The following is a 21,025-nucleotide window of genomic DNA, read 5'->3' on the forward strand; positions in this document are numbered from 1 at the left end:
GTCATGGGTTCGCATGACAGACGTCATGCGAACCCATGACAGACCGCACTGCCGTCCGCCGCGTACCGCCGGGAGTGTGGAGGGCATGAACACCGTCATTGAAGCCGTCGGACTGAGGCGGAGCTACCGGGGTTTCGACGCCGTACGCGGCATCGACTTCACGGTCGCCCGCGGAGAACTCTTCGCGCTGCTGGGAACCAACGGAGCCGGCAAGACCTCGACACTCGAAATCCTGGAGGGCCAGGCCGCCCCCACCGGCGGGACCGTCCGGGTCCTGGGCCGGGACCCGTTCCGCGAGCGGGCGGCCGTGCGACCGCGCACCGGGGTGATGCTCCAGGAGGGCGGATTCCCTCCGGAGCTGACGGTCCTGGAGACCGCGCGGATGTGGGCGGGCTGCACCAGCCACGCCCGTCCCGTGGACGAGGTTCTGGACCTGACCGGCCTCGGCGAGCGCCGTACGGTGCGGGTCAAGCAGCTCTCCGGCGGTGAACGCCGCCGCCTCGATCTCGCGCTCGCCCTGCTGGGGCGCCCCGAGGTGCTGTTCCTCGACGAGCCGACGACCGGCCTCGACGCGCAGTCCCGCCGCGACACCTGGGAGCTGATCCGCGAACTGAAGGCCCAGGGCACGACCGTGCTGCTCACCACCCACTACCTGGACGAGGCGGAACAACTGGCCGACCGGCTGGCGATCATGCACCAGGGGCTGATCGCCACCACCGGGCGGGTGGCCGACGTGGTGGCCGAACGGCCCTCCCGGATCAGCTTCGAGCTCCCCCAGGACTGCTTCCTGGGGGAACTGCCGCCGCTCGCGCCGATGGGCGTGACCCGTCACGAGACCGTGGGCCGGACCGTGCGTCTGGAGACCCGGGACCTGCAGCGCACCGCCACCGAACTGCTCGTCTGGGCGCACCGCGCCGGGATCGCGCTGCACGCCCTGGACGCCCGGTCCGCATCGCTGGAGGAGGCGTTCATGGAGATCGCCAAGAACCTGGACACCGAGGAGACACGATGACGTCGACCGCCCCTGCCCGACCGGCCGCCGCCGCACGCGTACGATCCGGTGCCGCGTCCCGCATGGCCGCCCTCGGCCGCGCGGAGCTGGCACTCCTGCTGCGCAGCAGGGCCTCCCTGATCACCGCGCTCGCGCTGCCCGCCGTCATGGCCTTCTCGTCGCGCAGCCTGGTCAACGGCCTCGACCTGGGCGGCACCGGCCTGTCGATCGCGACCGTCCTCCTCTCCGGCACCCTGGCCATGGCCCTGTTCTTCTCCGTCTACACGAACCTGGTCGGCGTGTACGTCACGCGCCGCGAGAGCCTGGTGCTCAAGCGGCTGCGCACGGGTGAGGTGCGTGATGTGGAGATCCTCGCCGGTGCGGCGCTCCCGGCCGTGGTGCTGGCGCTGGCCCAGTGCGTGCTGCTGGCCGTCGGTCTGACGGTGGTCCTGGACGCACCCCTGCCGCAAGCCCCGCACCTGCTCGTTCTCGGCCTGCTGCTGGGTGTGGTACTGCTCGTGGCCGGGGCCGCGCTGACGGCCGCCTTCACCCGGACCGCGGAGAGTGCTCAGTTGACGTTCCTGCCGTTCCTGCTGGTGAGCATGGCCGGATCCGGGGTCTTCCTGCCGCGCGGGGTGCTGCCCGGTGTGGTGGCCGACATCGGCGCCTGGCTGCCGTTCTCGCCCGTCATGGATCTCCTGCAGGGCGGCTGGACCGGCGATCTCGGCGGCGCGGACCAGGGCCGCGCGGTGCTCGTCGCGCTGGCCTGGACCGGTGCGGCGGCCCTCGGCGTGCGGCGGTGGTTCCGCTGGAGCCCGCGCTATTGAGTACAACGGACCGTGGGACAAGGGAGCTGGGACCGTGAACATGAGCATGAGCATGAACTTGAATGTGGACGACTGGGTGGAACGTCTCGGCGGCCCGGACGGCCCCGGCCGGTACCGCAAGTACGCGCTCGCCACGGTCGCCTACTTCGCGGTCTTCGAGCTCGGTCTGTGGGCGCTCTGGGTGGCGCAGACGGACACCGGCAGGGCCAATCTGGTGTCCGTCGCCGTACTGGGCGGGGCGCACGCCGTCGTCCAGGTGCTGCTCTGCCGGGCGGCCCTGCACCGCTACCTCGGCTCCGGTCCCCGGCCCGACCTGCTGCTCGCGGCGTACACGACCCTGACCGCGGCCATGGCCGCCCTGGGATGTGTGCTGCTGGCCACCGGCCACATCGATGACAAAGGTCTGGCGCCCTACCTGTTCTGGCTGCTGATGCTCTACGGCGGCCCGTGCGCGCTGGCACTGTCGCGCCGCGCCGGCGCGGCAGCGGTCGCGGTGGTCTCGCTGTCCATCGTGGCGGGCGGCGTGATGGCCGGGCTCTCCGGTGCGCAGTTGGGGCTCGTGACCGGCGCCGCCCTGTTCATGGCTCCGTTCATGGCCGCGGCGTTCCGGGCCACCGGCTGGGGGGTCCGGCTGATCGAGGAACTGGCCGCGGCCCGCCAGACACAGGCACGGCTCGCCGTGGCGGAGGAGCGGCTGCGCTTCGGCCGTGACCTCCACGACGTGCTGGGCCGCAATCTCGCGGTCGTGGCGCTCAAGAGCGAACTCGCCGTACAGCTGGCGCAGCGCGGCCGGCCCGAGGCGGTGGAGCAGATGCTGGAGGTGCAGCGCATCGCGCAGGAGTCGCAGCGGGAGATCCGGTCGGTGGTCCGCGGGTACCGTACCGCCGACCTGCACACCGAACTCGCCGGAGCACGCTCCGTCCTGGAGGCGGCGGGCATCGACTGCCGTATCGAATACGGTCCGGCGGCCCGCCTGCCCGGCGAGGTGCAGGCCGCCTTCGGCTGGGTGGTCCGCGAGGCGACCACGAATGTGCTCCGCCACGCGCAGGGCGCGTCCCGCTGCACGATGTCCCTGCGCACCGCGGGCCCGGCCGCGGCCCTGCTGCTGATGGAGAACGACGGTGCGTCCGACACGCCCCCCGGGGCCGGCACCGGCCTGAGCGGCCTGAAAGAACGCCTGACGGCGGTGAACGGCACGCTGACCACCGAGCAGTACCCCGGCGGGGTCTTCCGGCTCACCGCGGAGATCCCGTGGGAGGAAGGCGAATGATCACGGTCCTGCTGGCGGACGACGAACACCTCATCCGGGGCGCACTCGCCTCCCTGCTCGCCCTGGAGGACGACATCACCGTCGTGGCGCAGGCCGGAACGGGCGACGCGGCCCTGGAGCTGGCCCGGGCGCACCGGCCCGACGTCGCCGTTCTCGATCTCCGGATGCCCGGCCTCGACGGACTGGCGGTCGCGGAGCGGCTGCGTACCCTCGCGCCTGCTTGCGCTTCGGTGATCGTCACCGGCCACGCCCGCGCCGGTGCGCTGAAGCGCGCGTTGAGCGTCGGCGTGCTCGGTTTCGTGTCCAAGACGGTGTCCGCGGGGCACCTGGCACAGATCATCCGTACCGTTCACGCCGGCCGCCGCTACATCGACCCGGACATCGCGGCCGACGCCATCGACGCCGGCGCGTGCCCCCTGACACCCCGTGAGGCGGAACTCCTCTGGTACGCCGGGGAAGGGGTGCCGGTCGCGGAGATCGCCACCCGCACCTCGCTCTCCCGCGGAACCGTCCGTGACCACCTCTCCGCCGCCGCGATGAAGCTGGGCGCGGAGGACGGTCAGGCCGCCGCGCGCATCGCCCGCGAACAGGGGTGGCTCTGAGCATTCACCCCTCCTATTGTCACAGCGCTGTTATATTAGCGCTGTGACATCTTCCGACCCCACGGCGCTGCCCGATCCCTGGCAGCCGCTGCACGAACTGCTGGCCGCCATGGACGCCGAGATCGAGCAGGTCTACGTCGCGCGCGGCATCGAGGGGGTGCGGCCGCGGTTCGCCTATCCGCTGATCCGGCTCGCCCACACCGGGCCCCTGACCATCCGCGAGCTCGCGGAGTCCCTCGGCCGGTCGCACTCGGCGATCAGCCAGACCGTCGCCGCCCTGCGCAAGGAGGGGCTGGTCGTCTCCGAGCCGGGGCCCGACGCCCGCACGCGGCGGATCGACCTCACCGGGCGCGGCCGGTCCCTGGTGCCGTTCCTGGAGGCCGAGTGGCGCGCCACGCACGCGACGGTCGCCGAGCTGGACGGTGAGATCCCGTACGCGATGACCGCCGTGGTCGAGGAGGTGCGGCGGGCGCTGGAGCGCCGGTCGATGCGGCAGCGCGTCCTCGACCATCTCGTCGAACCACCCCGATGAAGGGACGTGTCCGGTTCCTCGACACCCGTCCGCTGCGCGCCAGCCGGCCGTTCCGTGATCTGTGGATCGGCTCGGCGGCCTCGCAGCTCGGCGGCCAGGCGGCCACCGTGGCGGTGCTGGCCCAGGTCTGGGACCTGACCGGCAGCCCGGTGGGCACCGGTGTCATCGGGCTCGCCACCGGCCTGCCGACGGTGCTGTTCGGGCTGCTCGGCGGCACGCTGGCCGATACCGTCGACCGCCGTACGGTGGTCCGCGCCACCAGCGTCGGCCAGCTGCTGGCCGCCGCTGGGCTCTGCGTCCAGGCGCTGGCGGACAACCGGAACGTGGTGCTCCTCCTCGGCCTGGTCGCGCTGGGGACCGCGTGCGGCGCGCTCGGCGCCCCCGCCCGGCGCACCTTCCCGGTCCGGCTGCTGCCGGCCGACCAGGTCGCGGCCGGTCTCGCCCTGTCCAACGTCTCCTTCCAGGCGGCGATGCTGGCCGGGCCCGCGCTGGCCGGGCTGGTCATCGCCCGCTGGGGTCTGCCCGCCGCCTACGCCGCGCACGCCCTGGCCGTCGCGGTCGCGGCGCTCCTGGTGATCCGCCTCCCGGCCATGAGGCCCGAGGGCGCCGGTACGGCGGGTGGCGGGCGCCGGGCGGAGCGCGGCGGCTGGCGGATCGTCCTGCGCCGCCCGACGCTGTGGGGCTCGCTGGCCACCGATCTGTCCGCGACGCTGCTCGCCATGCCGATCGCGCTCTTCCCGCTGGTCAACGAGGTCCGCTTCGGCGGCGACCCGGGGACCCTCGGGCTGTTCCTCTCGGCCGTCGCGGTCGGCGGGATCACCGCCGGACTGCTCTCCGGCACGGTGACGCGGCTGCGCCGCGGCGGCCTGGTCCAGCTGACCGCGGCGGGCGTCTGGGGCCTGGCCCTGGCCGGCTTCGGTCTGGCCGGGCCCCTGTGGGCGGCGCTCGGCTGCCTGGCCGTGGCCGGGGCGGCCGACACCGTGTCGGTGGTCACCCGCGGCGCTCTGGTCCAGCTGGAGGCTCCGGACGCGCACCGGGGGAGGGTCTCCTCGCTGGAAAACGTCATCGGCGTCGCGGGCCCCGAACTGGGCAACTTCCGCGGCGGACTGCTGGCGTCGGTCACCTCGGTCCCCTTCGCCCTGGTCGCGGGCGGCCTCTCCGCCACCCTCGCGGTCGCCGCCGTGGCGGCGGCCAACCCTTCCCTGCGCTCCTACCGCACGCCCCTGGTTTCCGGGCGGACCGTTCCCGGGCCGACCGCTCCGGGAGCCGCCGACACCGCGACCGGAGCCGCGACGGCCCCGGGTCCGTAGCGACGTTCCACAGGCCGGCACGAGCCTGACGCGCCCCGTCGTCACGAGCCCGGCACGCGCTCGATCCGCAGATGCCGGGGGCCGCGCAGGATCGGGCTGCTGCGGTACGGCGGTGGCTCCTCGGCCAGTTGGAAGCCTTCCAGCCGGGGGAGGAGCGCGCGCAGGGCGAGTTGGGTCTCCAGACGGGCGAGCGGCGCGCCGAAGCAGTTGTGGACTCCGCCGCCGAAGCCGAAGTGCTGGTTGTCCTCGCGGGCCGGGTCGAACCGGTCCGGCTCGTCGAACCGCAGCGGGTCACGGTTGCCGGAGGCGAGTACGAGGATCAGCGGGGCGCCTTTGGGGACGGTGACCTCCGAGACCTCGACATCGGCGAGCGGGGTGCGCTGCGGGAGCAGATGAACAGGGGGCTCGTAGCGCAGGAGTTCCTCGACGGCCCCGGGCATCAGCCCGGGGTCGTCCCGCAGTCGCCGCAGGGCGGCGGGGTGACGCAGGAGCGTGAGCGCTCCGTTGGTGATGAGGTTGACCGTCGTCTCGTGCCCCGCGATGAGCAGCAGCGTCGCGGTCGCCATCAGCTCACCCCTGGTGAGGTGCCCGTCGGGGCCGGAGTCGTGCACGAGGGCGGAGAGCATGTCGTCCGACGGATCGTCCCGGCGCCGGTCGGCGAGGTCCCCGAGATACACGCCCATCGCCTGCCGGGCTTCCAGACCCTTGGCGGCGCGGTCGTCCGCGTCCTTCCCGGGCCGCAGGTCGAGACCGGCGACGACGTCGTTCGTCCAGCCGCGGATCCGGGGCACGTCCTCGTGCGGCACCCCCAGCAGCCGGCAGATCACGGTGACCGGCAGGGGGTAGGCGAAGTCCTCGACGACATCGATCCGGTCCCTGTCCCGGAAACCGCCGACCAGCTCGTCGGCGATCCTGGTGATGTCGGTGCGCAGGGCGTCGATCCGGCCGGGGGAGTGGGGCGGCCCGAAGGGCCGCATCGCGATACGGCGGAGCCGGTCGTGCTCGGGGTCGTCGAAGCCGATGAAGGCCGCCGGCTGCGGGCCCCTCCGGAGCAGCGGAACCGTGTCCTGGTCGGTGCGGTTGCGGGAGTCCGAGCTGATCCGCGGATCGTGGAGCAGCGCGGCGATGTCCTCGTACGTACCGACCAGATAGCTGCCGTCCGTCTGCCGTGTCACCCCGTTCTCGCGGAGTTCGGCGTACAGCGGATAGGGGTCGGCGCGGTTCGCGTAGTCCGTGATGCGCTGGAGAAGGGTGTCCGGGGGCATGCGCGGGGCTCCTCATGGACGGTGGACGGCGGCGGGTGTCGGTTCGTGCCGGACCAGGGTCAGGCGCCGGTCCGGCAGATGGCCGGTGAGCGCCACGGTCGGGCCGTGCGAGAGCTGCCGGGGGTCCGGCACGTCGGAGGGGACGGGTTCGGCCGATTCGGGCCGGTCGGCCGCGCCGCGCGCGGGCGGGAAGGGGGCCGCCGTCTCGATGAGGTGCCGGTAGTGCTCCAGCCACTTGGCCCGGTTCACACTGACCGCCGCGGTGACGCGTCCCCGGTAGCCGTAGACCGCGACGAGACGGCCCTCCCGCAGCGACCCCTGGGCGATGACCACGTGGTCGGAGAAGGTCGGTACGCCGACGGACTTGATGTTGAGACCGAACTGGCTGGACCAGAAGGCGGGCACCGCGAGGTGCGGACGCCGGTCCGGCCCCGTGGCGACCATGTTGTGGGCCGCCACCTCGGCCTGCGCGATCGCGTTGCCCCAGTGTTCGAGGGCGAGCATCTGATACTCGAACAGCGGATGCGGGAAGCGGGCGACGTCACCGGCGACGAACACGTCGTCGGTGACGATCCCGTACATGTTGAAGGCGCGGCATCCCGCGTCGCACGCGACGCCCCGCGGCCCCGCGGCCAGATCCGATCCGGCGAGCCACTCGGTGTTCCGTACGGCGCCCAGGGCGACCACGGCGACATCGGCCTCGATCCGGCCGCCGTCGGAGAACTCGGCGCCCGTGAGCCGTCCGTTGCTGCCCTTCAGCGCGGTGACCGTCACACCGCAGCGCAGATCGACGCCGTGCGCGCGCTGCAGCGTGGCGGCGAACGCCCCGAGGGTTCCGCCCAGCGCGCCGACGAGCGGTGAGGGGCCGCGCTCGGCGACGGTCACTTCGAGGCCGCGCTCCCGGCAGGCGGACGCGATCTCCGAGCCGGTGAACCCCGCGCCGATCACCAGGACGCGGCGCGGCCCGGCGTCGAGGCGGGACGAGAGCGCCGCCGCGTCCTGGCTCGTACGCAGCGTCAGTACGCCGTCGAGACGGGCTTCCCCGGGGTTCGGCCAGGGGCGGGCCCGCGTTCCGGTGGCGATCAGCAGCCGGTCGAACGGCAGCCGTTCCCCGTCGGCGAGGATCACCCGCTTCCCGACCGGATCGACCCCTTCGGCGCGCACCCCGAGCTTCCAGCGGGCATCCACCTCCCGGCGCAGCGGCAGCCCGGTGTCCGCCGCGCCCGTCCGCCCGAGCAGGACCTGCTTGGAGAGCGGTGGTCTGTCGTACGGGGGCTCCGGCTCGTCCCCGACCAGGGTCAGCGATCCGGTGAAACCCTTGTCGCGCAGCGTCTCGGCGGCCCGCAGACCGGCCAGGGACGCCCCGACGATGACGATCCGGCCGCTCCTCGGTTCACCCTTCACGGGGGCCCGCCCGTTCGCCGACGAGAATGGCCTGCACGGGACACGCGGCCGCGGCCCGGCGCACGCGCTCGTGCGGGTGCTCGTGCCCCTGCTCGGGCCGGCCGTCGGGGACGACGGGCGTGAACATCAGCGCCTCCTCGCCGTGCAGCTCGAACACCTCCGGAGCGAGGAACGCGCACTGCGCGTATCCCTGGCAGCGATTGAGGTCGACAACGATCTGCATCCAGGTCCACTCCTCCGCGTGTCGCCCGCAGTCTCCGTCTTATGGCCTGCGGGCAGGAGGCGCGAGCGGTACTGCGCAAAGGGGGGAACGAGCGCCGGTACGGGCCGGCCGCCGGCCCAGGGCCGCCGGCCGCTGCCCCGGGCACTCCCCGGCGGTCACCCGGGCAGGCCCGGAGCACACGTCCGGTACGTGCCTCAGGGCTGCTGGGGCGTCCTGGCCCGGAGGATCTCGCCCAGGGACTCCTCGCGCCAGCGCTTCAGGAACTCATGGAAGGCGAAAGCGCCGTAGGGGTAGGCGCGCGGTCCGTTCGGCCGGCCGCGTCCCTCGCCGTTGTAGTAACCGGGGGTGCATTCGGCGTGGAACCACTCGTGGTCGGGGGCGTCCTTCGACAGAAGGGTGATCCAGTCGTCCTCGGCCTCGCGGGACGGTTCGACGAGGGCCCCCTCGGCTTCGGCCCCCGCGACGAGGGCGGCGGCATGGACGGCCTGCTCGTCGAGGATGTGCGTGTAGTTGACGCTGCTGGCGTTCTGCACGGATCCCATCTGGATCAGGTTCGGGAAGCCGTTGCTGGTGAAGCCGTGCAGGGTGCGCGGACCCTGTCGCGCCCAGGCGTGCAGCAGTTGGGTTCCTTCCCGGCCGTGGACGGGGAGCTTGCCGGAGAGGATGCCGGAGGTACCGACGGAGAAACCGGTGGCGAAGACCAGGCAGTCGAGCTCGTAGGTGGTGCCCCCGACCACGACCCCGTGTTCGGTGACGCGCTCGATGCCGTGGGTGTCCGCGGTGTCGACCAGGGTGACGTTGGCGCGGTTGAACGCCGGGTAGTACTTGTCGGAGAAGGTGGGACGCTTGCAGGCGTACCGGTACCAGGGCTTGAGCCTCTCCGCCGTGTCCGGGTCGGCGACGGTCTGCTCGACGCGCGTGCGGAGTTCGTTCATCTTGGCGGCGTCGGCCGCCTCGTAGGCGGCCTCGAAGGTCTCCCGGTCGCCCTGGCGGCGGAAGCTGGGCAGGAGCTTCTCCAGGAGACCCGCCGACATGGTCCAGCGGTCCGCCACGAGATCCTCCTCGGCCGGCTCGCCGGAGACGATGCGCAGATAGTTGTCGCGGCGTTCGCGTGCCCAGCCGTCGTGGTCGGCGCCGACGTCCTCGGCGGTGGTGCGGCGGTTGGCGCGTACGTCCACGGTGGAGGGGGTGCGCTGGAAGACGTAGACGTGTCCGGCGTCCTCGGCCAGCATCGGAATGACCTGGATGCCGGTGGCGCCGGTGCCGACGACGCCCACCCGCTTCTCCGAGAGCCCCGTCAGGCCGCCGTCCGCGGTGCCGCCCGTGTAGCCGTAGTCCCACCGCGAGGTGTGGAAGGTGTGGCCCTTGAAGTCCTCGATGCCGGGTATCCCGGGGAGCTTCGGCTGGGAGAGCGTGCCGGTGGCGGTGACGACGTACGTGGCCCGGAACGCGTCACCGCGGTCGGTGGCCACGATCCACTTCTCGGATGGATCGTCCCAGGTCAGCGAGGTGACTCCGGTGGAGAACAGTGCGTCCGGGTAGAGGTCGAACTTCTGCGCGATCCGCACCGCGTGGCGGCGGATCTCCTCGCCGGGCGCGTACTTCCACTCGGGCACGTATCCGGTCTCGTCGAGCAGCGGCAGGTATACGTGCGACTCGACGTCGCAGTGGATGCCCGGATACCGGTTCCAGTACCAGGTGCCCCCGAAGTCGCCGCCGATCTCGACGATCCGGACACGCTCCAGGCCCTGCTGCCGCATCCGCGCCCCGGCGAGGATGCCGCCGAACCCGCCACCGACCACGGCGACATCGACGGTGTCGTGCAGCGGCTCGCGCCCGGCCACGTCCCCCACGTACGGATCGGCGGCGTAGTAGCCGAACTCGGCCTCGGTGGGCCGGTACTGGCCGGCGCCGTCGGGCCGTACCCGCCGCTCGCGTTCGAGGTGGTAACGCTCTCTCAGGGCGGCGAGTTCGTCGGAGGTTGGCGCTTGAGGAGTCGTCATGTGGGGGCCCTCGATCCTGTTGGTCCGCTGCCGTGCGGGCCGCCCGGGACGAGCGGCCTTCCGCTACGGTAGCAACTACCGGACAGTGGTGTCCGGTTGGAGTGCGGGTGCGTACCGCGGCACTCGGAACGAGCGCGTCCGCCCTCCGGCGGGCCCACGCGAAGCTCCCTGCCGACGGCGCCCGCAGAGACACGGACAGGAAGAGTGACCCCCCATGCGACGACTCCCGATCCGATCCGTTGCCGTGCTCGCCGCGATCGGCACGCTGGCGCTCACCGGATGCGGCACGGACACAGGCGATCCCGGCGACCGGGGGGAGACGACGGCCTCCACCGGCGCGGGCCGGACCATCCGCGCGCAGAAGGTGATGCAGCTGACGAAGGTGCACGAGGAGACCGGGATGACCCTGCTGGAGGGGCCGACCTTCGACGAGGACGGCAGCCTGATCGTCGTCGACGTCACCGCCCCCGAGGGCAAGCCGAAGGTGATACGGGTCGACGTCGCGAAGAAGACGTCGCGCGCCGTCCGCACGGACGGCCAGGGGGCCTACACCTCGGCGCAGTTCAGCCCGTACGACGGACGGCTCTACCTGACCGACTTCCGCGGTGAGATCGTGAGCCTGGCCCGGGACGGCGGCGACCCGCGGACCTTCTTCTCCGGCGAGGTCGACGGGGCGCCGATGAACCCCGACGACCTCGCCTTCGACCGGGAGGGCAACCTGTACGTCAGCGACTCACGCGGCCTGTCCGAGGGCAAGGACCAGGGCCGGGTGGTGCGGATCGATCGCGACGGCAAGGAGGCCACCGTCCTCGCCGACGAACTGGCCGCGACGAACGGCATCTCGTTCGACGTGGACTACCGCGGGCTGTGGATCAGCGAGCTCACCCAGAACCGGATCTCCTACCTCCGTCTCGACGCGAAGGGAGCGGTGACCTCCCGGCACACCGCCATCCGCGTCGACGGCGGGATCGCCCAGACCGACTCGATCGCCGTGGACGCCGACGGCAACCTCTACCAGGCGCTGCACGGCCGGGCCGCGATGGTCGTGTACAACCAGCACGGTGAGCGCCTGGCGACCATCGAGGTCCCGGGCCGTGCCGAGGGACTGGAGTCGGCGACGAACGTGGCCATCACGCCCGGTGGGAAGAAGGCGTACCTGACCGTCAGCGGGCCCGCCGGCGGGTATCTGTACACCTTCGACGCTCTGGCGGAGGGCGTCCGGCAGTCCAACGGCGGCTGACGCCGCCGCGCGCTCACCCCTCTTCGAAGGGCCGCACCGGTCCCACCTCGACGTCGAGCAGCCGCCAGGCGGCCAGCGCCCGGCGTTCCCGCTCCTCGCGGGTGGGGCCGGTGACGGCGCCGGAGACCATGGCGACGGCTAGCATGAGGTCGTTGCCCGCGGCCAGCCGATGGCCGTCCCGCAGATGTCCCCGCAGGGCGCGCTCGACCCGTTCCGACAGGGCCAGGGCGTACGCGCGGACACCGGAGCGGCCCGCCTCGTCGGCGTGCAGGAGGCCGATGAAGGCGGCCGACTCCGTCAGATGCCAGGTCACCACCCCGAGGACGCCCGCGAAGGTCAGGTCCTCGGCCGCCTTCTCGACCTGCCGTACGTTCTCCTCCAGAACGGCGGTCGCCACCGCGGCCCGGTCGGGAAAGTGCCGGTACAGGACGCCCTGCCCGACCCCGGCCCGCCGGGCGACGGATGAGAGCGGGGCGTCCAGACCGTGCTCCGCGTAGATCGCCCGGGCGGCGGAGATCAGGGCGGCCCGGTTGCGGGCGGCGGCCTTCGGCCCGTCGTTCGCGGGGCGGTGCTCGTTCGTGGGGTGCTGCGTCACCCCGGAAGGGTAGCCGCAGGCCGGCCGTCCCGCGCGAGGCCGTACGTACGGCTCGCGCGGATCGACGCCTACGACAACAGCATCGGAACCCAGTGGAAGGACCCCTTGTCCATCTCCGTCCGGGCGACATCCTCGCCCCCGTCGAGCCTGTTCAGCGCGGCGCCCCATGGCTGCCCCTCGTCGGTGTGTGTCGGGAAAAGCGGTGCCGCAGCGCGGTGACGGAGAACGGTGACGGGGAGCGCGGTTCCGCGGATCGTGTCCGCCGTACGTTCATGGTGGCGGGCTGTCACCCTTCCGGGTCCGAACCGGCCGGTAACAGCCGGTGTGCGGCATACGCTGACATCCTGTCGACACGGGGAGCACGCATGCCGTTACCGCCACCCGAGCAGCGCCTGCCGGACTATCCGCCCAGGACACCGCCCCCGCCCAAGCGCCCCGTGCAGCCGCCGCGGCCCGAGCCGGACACGAAGCCGAAGAGCCCGCTGGTGACCGCGCGCCGGCGGGTGACGATGGCGAACCGGCGCGGCGCCAACTGGACGCTGGAATCGGCGCCGTGGTCGGTGGCCACCGCCCGGCGGCGCGTCCTGGCGCAGCTCCGCGTTTGGGGTCACACGACGGCCGACCGGACGGCCGGGGATCTGGTGACGGTGCTCATGCGGACCGCGGTCGCGGACGGGGGCCGGCGGGTGAGCGTCCACCTCGCCGAGCAGAACCGGCAGGTGCTGATCCTCGTCCTCTCGCATCAGGCGGCTCCGGCCATGACCGACGCGGAGGTGCTGCCGCGGCTGGCCGAACTGGGCGCGTCGACGTGCGGCACGGATGTCGCGGAGGACGGCCGGCGGCTCTGGGCCGTACTGGACCTGTAGGGGGAACAGGAGAAGGTCATCAGGAGCTGGCACGAAATCTTGCGCTAATGGCAAGATGGCCGCATGGATCAGCGGACGGACGACGACGTGCTCGGGGCGGTGGGGCCACGGCTCCGTGCGCTCCGCCGGGACCGGGGCATCACCCTCGCCGCCCTCGCGTCGATGACCGGGGTGTCGGAGAGCAGCCTGTCCCGGCTGGAGAGCGGACAGCGCCGGCCGAGCCTGGAACTGCTGCTCCCGCTGGCCCGTATCTACGACGTTCCGCTGGACGACCTCGTCGGTGCCCCGCGCACCGGCGACCCCCGGATCCACCTCAAGCCGATCAGCCGGTTCGGAATGACCTTCGTGCCCCTGTCCCGGCGACCGGGCGGTGTGCACGCCTTCAAGATGATCATTCCGGCCCGGCCGGAACCACTCGAACCGACCCCGCAGACCCACGAGGGCTTCGAATGGCTCTACGTGCTCGGCGGACGCCTGCGACTCGTGACCGGTGAGCGCGATCTGACGCTGCCGCCCGGTGAGGCGGCCGAGTTCGACACGGCCCTGCCCCACTGGCTGGGCAGCGCCGACGGCGGCGCGGTCGAGCTTCTCATCCTGTTCGGGCTGCAAGGGGTGCGCGCGCACGTACGCGGTGACCCTGATCGGCCGTCCCGGTCCGGGAACCGATGATGAACTCGGCGTGGGGAAAGGCCTGTCGCCGCCACGCCGAGCTCAACTCACCGCCTCTTCACGCGCATGCCGGGGTCATGGCAGGGGGACGTCCTCGGGCTCGCCGTTCAGCGCGGGTGAACTCGCCGCCGCGGTCGTCCGGTCGGCGGCCGGACCGCTCGCGCCGCTCACGCCGCTCGCGCTCCGAGGAGCCGGCCCGGTGGTGCCGTGCTCCGGTGTCTTCTCCCGCCGTGTCTCTTCCCGCGGTGACTTCTCCAGCGGTGTCGTTTCCAGCGGTGACTTCTCCGGTGGTGTCTCCTCCCGCGGTGCCTCCTCCTCCGGTACGAAGGTGATCTCGCCGTCCAGCATCTTCCGGGCGCGGGCCGTGTCCAGCGCGCCCTCCCACCGGGAGACGGCGAAGACGGCGACGCAGTTGCCGAGGAGGTTGGTGGCGACGCGCATCGAGTCCATGATGCGGTCGACGCCCAGGAGCAGCGCGACGGCGCCCACCGGGATGACGCCGAGCGCCGACGCGGTCGCCGACAGCGCGAGGAACGCCGAACCCGGTACGCCCGCCATCCCCTTGCTCGTCAGCATGAGGATCAGGACGACCGTGACCTGCTGGCCGAGGGAAAGGTCCACGCCCACCGCGTCGGCGATGAACAGGGTGCCGATCGAGAGGTAGATCGAGGCGCCGTCGAGGTTGAAGGAGTAGCCGGTGGGCAGGACCAGGCCCACGGCGTCGTCGCGGCAGCCGGCCTGACGCAGTTTCTGCATCATGCGGGGCATGACGGTCTCGCTGGACGCGGTACCGAGGGCGAGCAGCATCTCCTCGCGGGTGTAGCGGACGAACTTCCACAGACTGATGCCGGCGACCCATTTGAGCGCGACGGCCAGCAGGAGCAGGAAGACCAGCGCGGAGGCGTAGCAGACGGCGATGAGCTTGCCGTACGTGGACATCACACCGACCCCGTACTCGCCCACGAGGTGGGCCGTCGCGCCGAAGACCGCGAGCGGGGCGAGCTTCATGATGAAGCCGACGACGGCGAAGACGACGTCCTGGGCCTGCTCCACGGCCGGCAGGATCTTGGGCACTTTGGTGTGCCCCAGATGCAGGACGGCGGCTCCCACCAGACAGGCGAGCACGAGGACTTGGAGGAGTGAGTTCTCGGCGAACGCGCCGACCGCGCTGTCGGGCAGGGCGTGCAGGATGAACTCGGACGTCGAGGGCAGCGACCCGCCGCCGGTCTTCTCGTCGACCGCCGACGCGTCCAGCCTGGACGGGTCGACGTTCATGCCGGCCCCGGGCTGGGCGAGGTTTCCGGCGAGCAGGCCGACCAGCAGTGCCAGCGTGGTGGCGACCTCGAACCAGATCAGGGCCTTGAGGCCGATCCGTCCGAACGCCTTGAGGTCTCCCGCTTTGGTGATGCCGACGACGACCACGCAGAACACCAGGGGCGAGATCATCGCCTTGATGAGGCGGACGAAGCCGTCACCGAGCGGCTGGGCGGCCGTGGCGACATCGGGCCACAGCTTTCCGACGGCGACGCCGAGGACGAGGGCACAGGCGACCTGCGCGAACAGTGAGGTGCGCAGCGTGCGTGCGACGCGCCGCGGCAGGGACGGTACGGACGGTGGCACGGTATTCCTCCAGAGCGAGTTCTACGATACGGAAACTCACTTCCGCATCGTGATGGGCGTCACTCTCGCTCAGGAGCGCCCTTCGCGGAAGTCCCCCGTCGACGGCGGCTCCAAATCTTGTACGTTGCTCCAAATGGGGCCTCGGGGAGGGTGGTCCCGGCATGCATGTGTCGCTCACCCGGCAGGCCCGCCGGGAGTACCCCAAAAGAAGTGTTTGACAGTGCGTCGGCCCGGGCCGGATACTCGGGGCCATGTCCGCCGCCGAGAGACGCGCGGAGCTCGGCGGGCTGCGCGCGCTGGCCCATCCGCTGCGCCTGCGCCTGCTGTCCCTGGTCACCGCACACGCCATGAGCGCCAGCGAGGCCGCCCGCGAGCTGGGTGAGTCGCAGGCGAACATCAGCTACCACATGCGTCATCTGCACGCCGCCGGCCTGCTGGAGATCGTCGAGGAGACCTCCGTGCGCGGCGGCCGGGCCAAGCGGTACCGCCACAATCCGGCGAGCGGGGAGTCCGTCTCCGGCGGATCGCCCGACGACTACGCGGTGCTGGCCTCCGCCCTCTCCGAGGAACTGCGGCGCCGCAGCCGCGAGCGGTTGGCCGGGTCGCCGGGGGCGTTCACCGACGCAGAGATGTGGCTGCCCCCCGAGGCGTGGGAGCGGGTGCGGGAACTGGCCGGGGAGCTAGGGGTGATCATGCACGCCGAGGCCCGGCCGCCGGACACACCCGGGACCGTACATGCCAGCGCGACGCTCATGCTGTTCGAAATGGCCCGGAAGGGGACCGCAGAGTGACCGAGCGAGCTGAGAGGGCGTCCGTTCTGGCGTCCTTACGCCACCGGAACTTCCGCAACCTGGTGTTCGGCCGCACGATGACCCACTGCGCCAACTCCATGGCGCCCATCGCCCTGGCCTTCGCCGTCCTGGACATGACCGGCTCCGCGGTCGACGTCGGGATCGTCGTCGGCTCGCGGTCGATCGCCAACGTCCTCCTCGTGCTCTTCGGCGGCATCCTCGCCGACCGTGTGCCCCGGGCCCTCATCCTGCAAGGGTCCAGCCTGTCCGCCGCGACGGTACAGGGGGCGGTCGCGGTGGTGCTGCTCACCGAGTCCGCCTCGCTCGGGGTGCTCATCCTGCTGAGCGTGGTCAACGGGGCTGTGGCGGCCGTGTCGATGCCCGCGTCGGCCTCGCTGGTCCCGCAGACCGTTCCGGCCGGGGAACTGCGCGCCGCCAACGCCCTGAGCCGCATGGGCGTCAACGCCGGCATGATCGTCGGCGCCTCGGTCGGCGGCATGATCACGGCAGTCTTCAACCCCGGCTGGGGCATGGCCGCCAACGCCGTCGTCTTCGCGGGCGCCGCCCTCGCCTACCACGGCGTGCGGGTGCCCCGGGCGAAGTCGACGCCGGACGCGCCCTCCCAGCCGCTGCGCGAACTCCGCGAAGGCTGGACGGAGTTCACCGCACGCACCTGGGTGTGGGTGGTGGTGCTCCAGTTCTTCGTGGTGAACGCCGTGACCGCGGGCGGTATCCAGGTGCTCGGGCCGACCATCGCCAACAGCACGTACGGGCGGACCGCCTGGGGGCTGGTGCTGGCCACCCAGATGGCCGGCGCGCTCATCGGCGGGTTCCTGGTGGGCCGGTCCCGCTCCCGGCACGCCCTGCGCATCGGCGTGGCCGTGGTGGCCCTCGACGCCCTGCCGCTGCTCGCGCTGGCCGAGGCGGCCCCCCTGGCGCTGCTGGTGGTGGCGATGTTCGTCAACGGCCTCGCGCTGGAGCAGTTCGGGGTCGCCTGGGACGTGTCGCTCCAGGAGAACGTCCCGCCCGACCGGCTCGCGCGGGTCTACTCGTACGACATGCTCGGCTCGATCCTCGCCCTGCCCGTCGGTGAGATGACGGCGGGCACCCTCTCCGAGCGCTTCGGCTCGCGCGCGACGCTTCTCGGCGGCGTGTGCCTGGTCCTGTCCGTCACCCTCGCGGCGCTGTGCAGCAAGGACGTCCGGTCACTGACCGTCAAGGGCGGGGTGGTGGGCGGCGAGGTGCCGGAAGTGGCGGTCGCCGCCCCCGGCACCGTCGCGGCTACCGAGCCGACGCGGGATCCGGCGGGGTGAGGACCGTGAGGCCGGGGAGAGTGAAGCGCGCGCCGACCGGGCCGGACGGTTCCGCGTCGAACGGTTCCGCTCCGGAGCCGGCGGGTACGGGCCCCGGCGGCTCCGCCCGGCCGGTGCGGTGGGCGTGGTACGCCGCCACCAGCCCGCGGACGAAAGGCCCCGCGCCCGACCCGTACGCCCCGGGGCGCCGGGAGACGACGGTGAGCCGGTGCTCCTCGGGCCCGAGGGCGAACAGCGCCGCCGACTCGTCCGGCAGTTCACCGGTCAGCCGGGGCAGCGACCCCGCGGCGGCGTTGCGGGCCCGCAGCAGTACCGAGGGGCCCATCCGCGCCCGCAGCGCGCTCAGCCACGCTCCCCGGTCCACCCGGCCCGACAGGCGCAGCGAGAGCCCGGCCCGGCCGTCGGGCAGCGGCCGCCACGCCCAGGCGTCCGGCCGCGGGTCGTGCTCCACCGGGAACGCCGCGGGCAGTTGGTCCGCGGCCGGGAGTCCGGGCAGGACGACGATGGCGCCCGGCGACCGGCCGTCCGGCAGCCGCTCGGCGAGGTGGGCCCTCAGCGCTGCCACCAGGGGCGCCGTCGGGTCGATGGCCGCGGGCGTGGCGGCGTACTCCGTCAGCCGGCCGGGAGCGGGCGGCCAGGCCGGACCGTGACCGCCGGGCGGCACCGAGGCGCCTGCCTCGTCCGCCTCGCTCGCTCTGTCCGCCTCGCTCGTCTCGCCCTCCGTCCGCGCTCCGCCCCGCCGGAACACCGCGTCGAGGGCGGTGGGATCGGTCGGCGACCAGCTGACGGTCACGGCGTACCCCAGACGGGCACCGAGTTCCCGCAGGGCGTCCGGCTCGGGCAGCGAGGGCGGCGGTGCGGTGTGGAGCAGCGCCTTCGCGGCGCCGACGCCGGCGCCCGCGTCGAGCGCGCGCAGGGCGGCGGCCTCGGCGGCGATCCGGGCGTTCGGGACGGACTCCAGGCGCAGGGCTCCCGCCCCCGGGCGGTGCCCGGCCAGCAGCTCCGCCACTTCCGCGAGCGTCTCCGCGCCCTCGCCCCAGCGCACCCGCCGGGCGGCGGAGCGGCCGGCCGTCGGGCGCGCGGTGCGCAGCACGACGTCGTACCGGTAGCGCGTCAGCTCGTTGTGCGCCGGCCCTTCCTTGATCTGGAGGTCGACCGCCGTGATCCGCGGGAACACGGCGGGCAGCGCGGTGAAGAACCCGGGGTCGAGGTGGAGTTCCTTGTCCTGCGCCAGGCCGTCGGCGAGGTCGCGGAGCAGCGTGGCCCGGTCCGACGTCCCGTCGGCGCGGTGGAGCCTGACCGCGCAGTGGAAGCACCGTTCGAGGGCGGCGGTGCGCACATCGCCGAGGAACAGCGAGCCGTCGGGCGCGGTGAGCGAGAGCGCCCTGCCGATGACGTCGAGCAGATGGCCGTCGTCGGGGAAGTACTGGACGACGGAGTTGAGCACGACGGTGTCGAAGTGCCCGGCCGGCAGCCCGTCGACGACATGGGCGGGAGCACACCGCAGCCGTACCCGCCCGGCGAGCGAGGGGTGCTCCCGCAGCCGGTCGTCGAGCAGCGCGACCGCGCGGGCCGAGTAGTCCGTGGCCCAGTACTCGTCGCAGTGCGGGGCGAGTTCGGAGAGCAGCAGCCCGCTGCCCGCGCCGATCTCCAGCAGACGGCGCGGGCGCAGGGCCAGGACGCGGGCGACCGTCGCGTCGCGCCACTGACGCATCTCGTCCAGGGGGATGGGGCTGCCGTCGTACGTGCTGAACCAGCCGCCGAAGTGCTCCCCGAGGGGCAGTGGCTCCGGGGCGGCGTACAGGGACTCGAACACCTGATGCCAGTCGGTGAGCTGTTCCGGACGCAGTTCGTCCCCGCTCCAGGCCCGGGGCACCACGTACGAGGCGCTGCCGTCACCGGTCGTCAGGGCCTCGCGTACCCAGGGGTGGTCGAGCAGCGCCGCGTCGATCTCCTGGGACTTCTGGGACTTCTTGGACTCCTGGGGCTCCTGGGATCGGGGTGTCGGATCCATGCCGTGTCGTTCCGTCCTTATCTCTCGCTGCCGCTGCCGCTGCCGCTGCCGGCGGCGCCGTCTGCGGGCGACGGGGCGGGCGACGGCCGGGGCCGCAGGGTGGCGCGCAGGCCGTACGGCGCGCGCACGGCCTCCGGCTTCCCGGGTGGGGCCGCGGCCCCCGGGGCGTCGATGTCGTAGTGGGCGAGCAGGGTCGTGACCCCGCAGACCAGCTGGACCATGCCCAGTTGGGCACCGGCGCAGATCCGGGGGCCACCGCCGAAGGGGCGGTAGGCGCGTGGAGCGTGCGCGGGGGTGTCCGCCAGCCAGCGCCCCGGGCGGAACCTCCCGGGCTCGCTCCACCAGCGGTCGTCGTGGTGGAGCAGATAGAGGCTGAACGCCACCCGCTCGCCGGGCTCCAGCCGTACGCCGCCCACGGTGACCGGCCGCACCACGTCCCGCTGGAGCAGCCAGGCGGGGGAGTGGAACCGCAGCACCTCCTTGAGGAACGCCAGGCTCCGTGGGGCGGCGCCCAACGGGTCCCGGACGATCCCGGCGTACCCGACCGAGGCGATCTCCTCGCGCAGGGCCTCGGCTTCCGCGGGGCGGAGCGCGAGTTCCCGCACCGCCCAGGCGAGAGCCGCGGCGGGGGAGGCCAGGGAGGCGACCAGCAGGGTGCGCATCATGGCCGGCAGCCGGCCGCCCAGTTCGTCCCCTCCCGCGGTCAGCACCTGGAGGAAGTTCCGCGCGGCGGGGTCGTCGGGCGGTGCGTCGCGCGCCGCCGCGTCCTCGATCAGCTCGGCCAGCCGCGCGCCGGTCGCGCGGACGCGGCGGGCGCGGGGCAGCGGGAGCCAGGACGGCAGCAGCCCGGAGGTGGCCGCCCCCGCCAGCAGCGCGCGCAGGTGGTCGGCCGCGGCGCGCTCCAGCCGCTCCCCGTACGGTCCGGCGCACAGGTCCCCGACGGTGCTGCCGCAGAGGTCGAAGAACGTGCCGACCACGTCGATCTCGGAACCGGCGTGGCGCGCGAAGTGCGCCTGGAAGGCCGCCGCGACGGACTCGCCGGAGGCCCGTGCCGCCGAGGCCCCGAAGAGATGGGTGCTGTGCGCGCGGGCGCTCATCCAGGCCTGTCCGCCGGTGATGTCCCCCTCTTCGGTGGTCTCGCCCGCGTCCGGTGCGAAGGCGCCGTGGGCGTCGGCGAAAATCTCGTGAATGTGGTCGGGGTGCTGGAACACGGTCAGGGTATTGCTGAAGCGGAATACGTCCCCGTGTAATCGCAGCTGGCCACGGAGAAATTCGACGGGATCCTTCTCGAAGGCGCCCGCATTACGGATCTGCTGGCGCCGGGTGAGCGGAGCCGGCGATCGGCTGTTTTCCATTTCCGTCTGCTTCCCGTCCGCCGTTGCCAAGGGGCCCGTCGGCGCAGCGCCGGGCCCCTTGGCTTCCATCTCGGGAGGTCAGAGCCAGACGAGCGGGGTGTAGGCGACGCGGCGCATCCCCTTGTCGGTGCGGCC

The 21,025-nt window shown here is 72.8% G+C and carries 19 protein-coding genes; 11 read left to right on the forward strand and 8 right to left on the reverse strand.

Going from position 1 to position 21,025, the window contains the following annotated elements; genetic code table 11:
* Positions 1-85 precede the first annotated feature (85 nt).
* The 6 genes from ACFTZC_RS29220 to ACFTZC_RS29245 are packed head-to-tail and all read left to right on the forward strand — an operon-like array spanning position 86 to position 5,532.
* The gene (locus ACFTZC_RS29220; RefSeq protein ID WP_382894722.1) at positions 86-1,012 is read left to right on the forward strand and encodes an ABC transporter ATP-binding protein; all 927 of its coding nucleotides are present in this window, start codon (positions 86-88) and stop codon (positions 1,010-1,012) included.
* A complete protein-coding gene (locus ACFTZC_RS29225; protein ID WP_382894724.1) occupies positions 1,009-1,818 on the forward strand; it encodes an ABC transporter permease in 810 nt (269 codons plus the stop codon). The genes ACFTZC_RS29220 and ACFTZC_RS29225 overlap by 4 nt, the downstream gene beginning before the upstream one ends.
* A gap of 52 nt (positions 1,819-1,870) precedes the next feature.
* Complete coding sequence (locus tag ACFTZC_RS29230; protein WP_382894725.1) at positions 1,871-3,088, forward strand: sensor histidine kinase; 1,218 nt, start codon at positions 1,871-1,873, stop codon at positions 3,086-3,088.
* Entirely contained in the window at positions 3,085-3,690 is a 606-nt protein-coding gene (locus ACFTZC_RS29235) for a DNA-binding response regulator (protein WP_382894727.1), read from the forward strand. Before ACFTZC_RS29230 ends, ACFTZC_RS29235 begins: the two co-directional genes overlap by 4 nt.
* 43 nt (positions 3,691-3,733) lie before the next feature.
* A complete protein-coding gene (locus tag ACFTZC_RS29240) occupies positions 3,734-4,222 on the forward strand; it encodes a MarR family transcriptional regulator (RefSeq protein WP_365819630.1) in 489 nt (162 codons plus the stop codon).
* Positions 4,219-5,532: an MFS transporter gene (locus ACFTZC_RS29245; RefSeq protein WP_382894729.1), complete on the forward strand. Its 1,314-nt coding sequence runs from the start codon at positions 4,219-4,221 to the stop codon at positions 5,530-5,532. Before ACFTZC_RS29240 ends, ACFTZC_RS29245 begins: the two co-directional genes overlap by 4 nt.
* A 41-nt stretch (positions 5,533-5,573) precedes the next feature.
* Here ACFTZC_RS29245 and ACFTZC_RS29250 read toward each other — a convergent pair whose 3' ends face one another.
* The 4 genes from ACFTZC_RS29250 to ACFTZC_RS29265 all read right to left on the reverse strand — a co-directional run bounded on the left by ACFTZC_RS29250 (position 5,574) and on the right by ACFTZC_RS29265 (position 10,427).
* Positions 5,574-6,797 carry a cytochrome P450 gene (locus tag ACFTZC_RS29250; RefSeq protein ID WP_382894731.1) on the reverse strand — a complete coding sequence of 408 codons (1,224 nt, stop codon included), beginning with the start codon at positions 6,795-6,797 and terminating at the stop codon, positions 5,574-5,576.
* Positions 6,798-6,809: 12 nt separating this feature from the next.
* Positions 6,810-8,201 carry an NAD(P)/FAD-dependent oxidoreductase gene (locus tag ACFTZC_RS29255; protein ID WP_382894733.1) on the reverse strand — a complete coding sequence of 464 codons (1,392 nt, stop codon included), beginning with the start codon at positions 8,199-8,201 and terminating at the stop codon, positions 6,810-6,812.
* On the reverse strand, positions 8,191-8,424 hold the full coding sequence (locus tag ACFTZC_RS29260) for a ferredoxin (protein ID WP_382894735.1): 234 nt from the start codon (positions 8,422-8,424) through the stop codon (positions 8,191-8,193). Before ACFTZC_RS29260 ends, ACFTZC_RS29255 begins: the two co-directional genes overlap by 11 nt.
* A 194-nt stretch (positions 8,425-8,618) precedes the next feature.
* Positions 8,619-10,427 (reverse strand): flavin-containing monooxygenase, encoded by a 1,809-nt coding sequence (locus ACFTZC_RS29265; RefSeq protein ID WP_382894736.1) that lies wholly within the window; start codon positions 10,425-10,427, stop codon positions 8,619-8,621.
* Between the two features lie 214 nt (positions 10,428-10,641).
* On the opposite strand from ACFTZC_RS29265, the gene ACFTZC_RS29270 reads away from it, so the two are divergent.
* Positions 10,642-11,667 (forward strand): SMP-30/gluconolactonase/LRE family protein, encoded by a 1,026-nt coding sequence (locus ACFTZC_RS29270; RefSeq protein ID WP_382894738.1) that lies wholly within the window; start codon positions 10,642-10,644, stop codon positions 11,665-11,667.
* A gap of 13 nt (positions 11,668-11,680) precedes the next feature.
* On the opposite strand, the gene ACFTZC_RS29275 is transcribed toward ACFTZC_RS29270, so the two are convergent.
* On the reverse strand, positions 11,681-12,262 hold the full coding sequence (locus ACFTZC_RS29275) for a TetR/AcrR family transcriptional regulator (RefSeq protein ID WP_382894740.1): 582 nt from the start codon (positions 12,260-12,262) through the stop codon (positions 11,681-11,683).
* A 365-nt stretch (positions 12,263-12,627) separates the two neighbouring features.
* Here ACFTZC_RS29275 and ACFTZC_RS29280 point away from each other — a divergent pair, with 365 nt between their 5' ends.
* Together ACFTZC_RS29280 and ACFTZC_RS29285 are read left to right on the forward strand one after the other, a co-directional pair.
* Positions 12,628-13,128 (forward strand): hypothetical protein, encoded by a 501-nt coding sequence (locus ACFTZC_RS29280; protein ID WP_382894742.1) that lies wholly within the window; start codon positions 12,628-12,630, stop codon positions 13,126-13,128.
* A gap of 63 nt (positions 13,129-13,191) precedes the next feature.
* Positions 13,192-13,797: a helix-turn-helix domain-containing protein gene (locus ACFTZC_RS29285; RefSeq protein ID WP_382894744.1), complete on the forward strand. Its 606-nt coding sequence runs from the start codon at positions 13,192-13,194 to the stop codon at positions 13,795-13,797.
* A gap of 75 nt (positions 13,798-13,872) precedes the next feature.
* On the opposite strand, the gene ACFTZC_RS29290 is transcribed toward ACFTZC_RS29285, so the two are convergent.
* Positions 13,873-15,417 (reverse strand): cation:dicarboxylate symporter family transporter, encoded by a 1,545-nt coding sequence (locus ACFTZC_RS29290; protein WP_382894746.1) that lies wholly within the window; start codon positions 15,415-15,417, stop codon positions 13,873-13,875.
* Between the two features lie 251 nt (positions 15,418-15,668).
* Here ACFTZC_RS29290 and ACFTZC_RS29295 point away from each other — a divergent pair, with 251 nt between their 5' ends.
* Complete coding sequence (locus ACFTZC_RS29295; protein WP_382894747.1) at positions 15,669-16,208, forward strand: ArsR/SmtB family transcription factor; 540 nt, start codon at positions 15,669-15,671, stop codon at positions 16,206-16,208.
* The gene (locus ACFTZC_RS29300; protein WP_382894748.1) at positions 16,205-17,521 is read left to right on the forward strand and encodes an MFS transporter; all 1,317 of its coding nucleotides are present in this window, start codon (positions 16,205-16,207) and stop codon (positions 17,519-17,521) included. The genes ACFTZC_RS29295 and ACFTZC_RS29300 overlap by 4 nt, the downstream gene beginning before the upstream one ends.
* On the opposite strand, the gene ACFTZC_RS29305 is transcribed toward ACFTZC_RS29300, so the two are convergent.
* Complete coding sequence (locus tag ACFTZC_RS29305; RefSeq protein WP_382894749.1) at positions 17,490-19,535, reverse strand: methyltransferase; 2,046 nt, start codon at positions 19,533-19,535, stop codon at positions 17,490-17,492. The two genes, ACFTZC_RS29300 and ACFTZC_RS29305, sit on opposite strands and share 32 nt — an antisense overlap.
* 17 nt (positions 19,536-19,552) lie before the next feature.
* Positions 19,553-20,746: a cytochrome P450 gene (locus ACFTZC_RS29310; RefSeq protein WP_382894750.1), complete on the reverse strand. Its 1,194-nt coding sequence runs from the start codon at positions 20,744-20,746 to the stop codon at positions 19,553-19,555.
* Positions 20,747-21,025: the final 279 nt, after the last annotated feature.

The organism is Streptomyces sp. NPDC056987 (assembly GCF_042673865.1).
Classification (GTDB): Bacteria; Actinomycetota; Actinomycetes; order Streptomycetales; family Streptomycetaceae; genus Streptomyces.

Coding starts and splice junctions, on each gene's coding strand:
- ACFTZC_RS29220 (WP_382894722.1), top strand. CDS start 86: ATGAACACCGTCATTGAAGCCGTCGGACTGAGGCGGAGCTACCGGGGT.
- ACFTZC_RS29225 (WP_382894724.1), top strand. CDS start 1,009: ATGACGTCGACCGCCCCTGCCCGACCGGCCGCCGCCGCACGCGTACGA.
- ACFTZC_RS29230 (WP_382894725.1), top strand. CDS start 1,871: ATGAACTTGAATGTGGACGACTGGGTGGAACGTCTCGGCGGCCCGGAC.
- ACFTZC_RS29235 (WP_382894727.1), top strand. CDS start 3,085: ATGATCACGGTCCTGCTGGCGGACGACGAACACCTCATCCGGGGCGCA.
- ACFTZC_RS29245 (WP_382894729.1), top strand. CDS start 4,219: ATGAAGGGACGTGTCCGGTTCCTCGACACCCGTCCGCTGCGCGCCAGC.
- ACFTZC_RS29250 (WP_382894731.1), bottom strand. CDS start 6,797: ATGCCCCCGGACACCCTTCTCCAGCGCATCACGGACTACGCGAACCGC.
- ACFTZC_RS29260 (WP_382894735.1), bottom strand. CDS start 8,424: ATGCAGATCGTTGTCGACCTCAATCGCTGCCAGGGATACGCGCAGTGC.
- ACFTZC_RS29265 (WP_382894736.1), bottom strand. CDS start 10,427: ATGACGACTCCTCAAGCGCCAACCTCCGACGAACTCGCCGCCCTGAGA.
- ACFTZC_RS29270 (WP_382894738.1), top strand. CDS start 10,642: ATGCGACGACTCCCGATCCGATCCGTTGCCGTGCTCGCCGCGATCGGC.
- ACFTZC_RS29280 (WP_382894742.1), top strand. CDS start 12,628: ATGCCGTTACCGCCACCCGAGCAGCGCCTGCCGGACTATCCGCCCAGG.
- ACFTZC_RS29285 (WP_382894744.1), top strand. CDS start 13,192: ATGGATCAGCGGACGGACGACGACGTGCTCGGGGCGGTGGGGCCACGG.
- ACFTZC_RS29295 (WP_382894747.1), top strand. CDS start 15,669: ATGTCCGCCGCCGAGAGACGCGCGGAGCTCGGCGGGCTGCGCGCGCTG.
- ACFTZC_RS29305 (WP_382894749.1), bottom strand. CDS start 19,535: ATGGATCCGACACCCCGATCCCAGGAGCCCCAGGAGTCCAAGAAGTCC.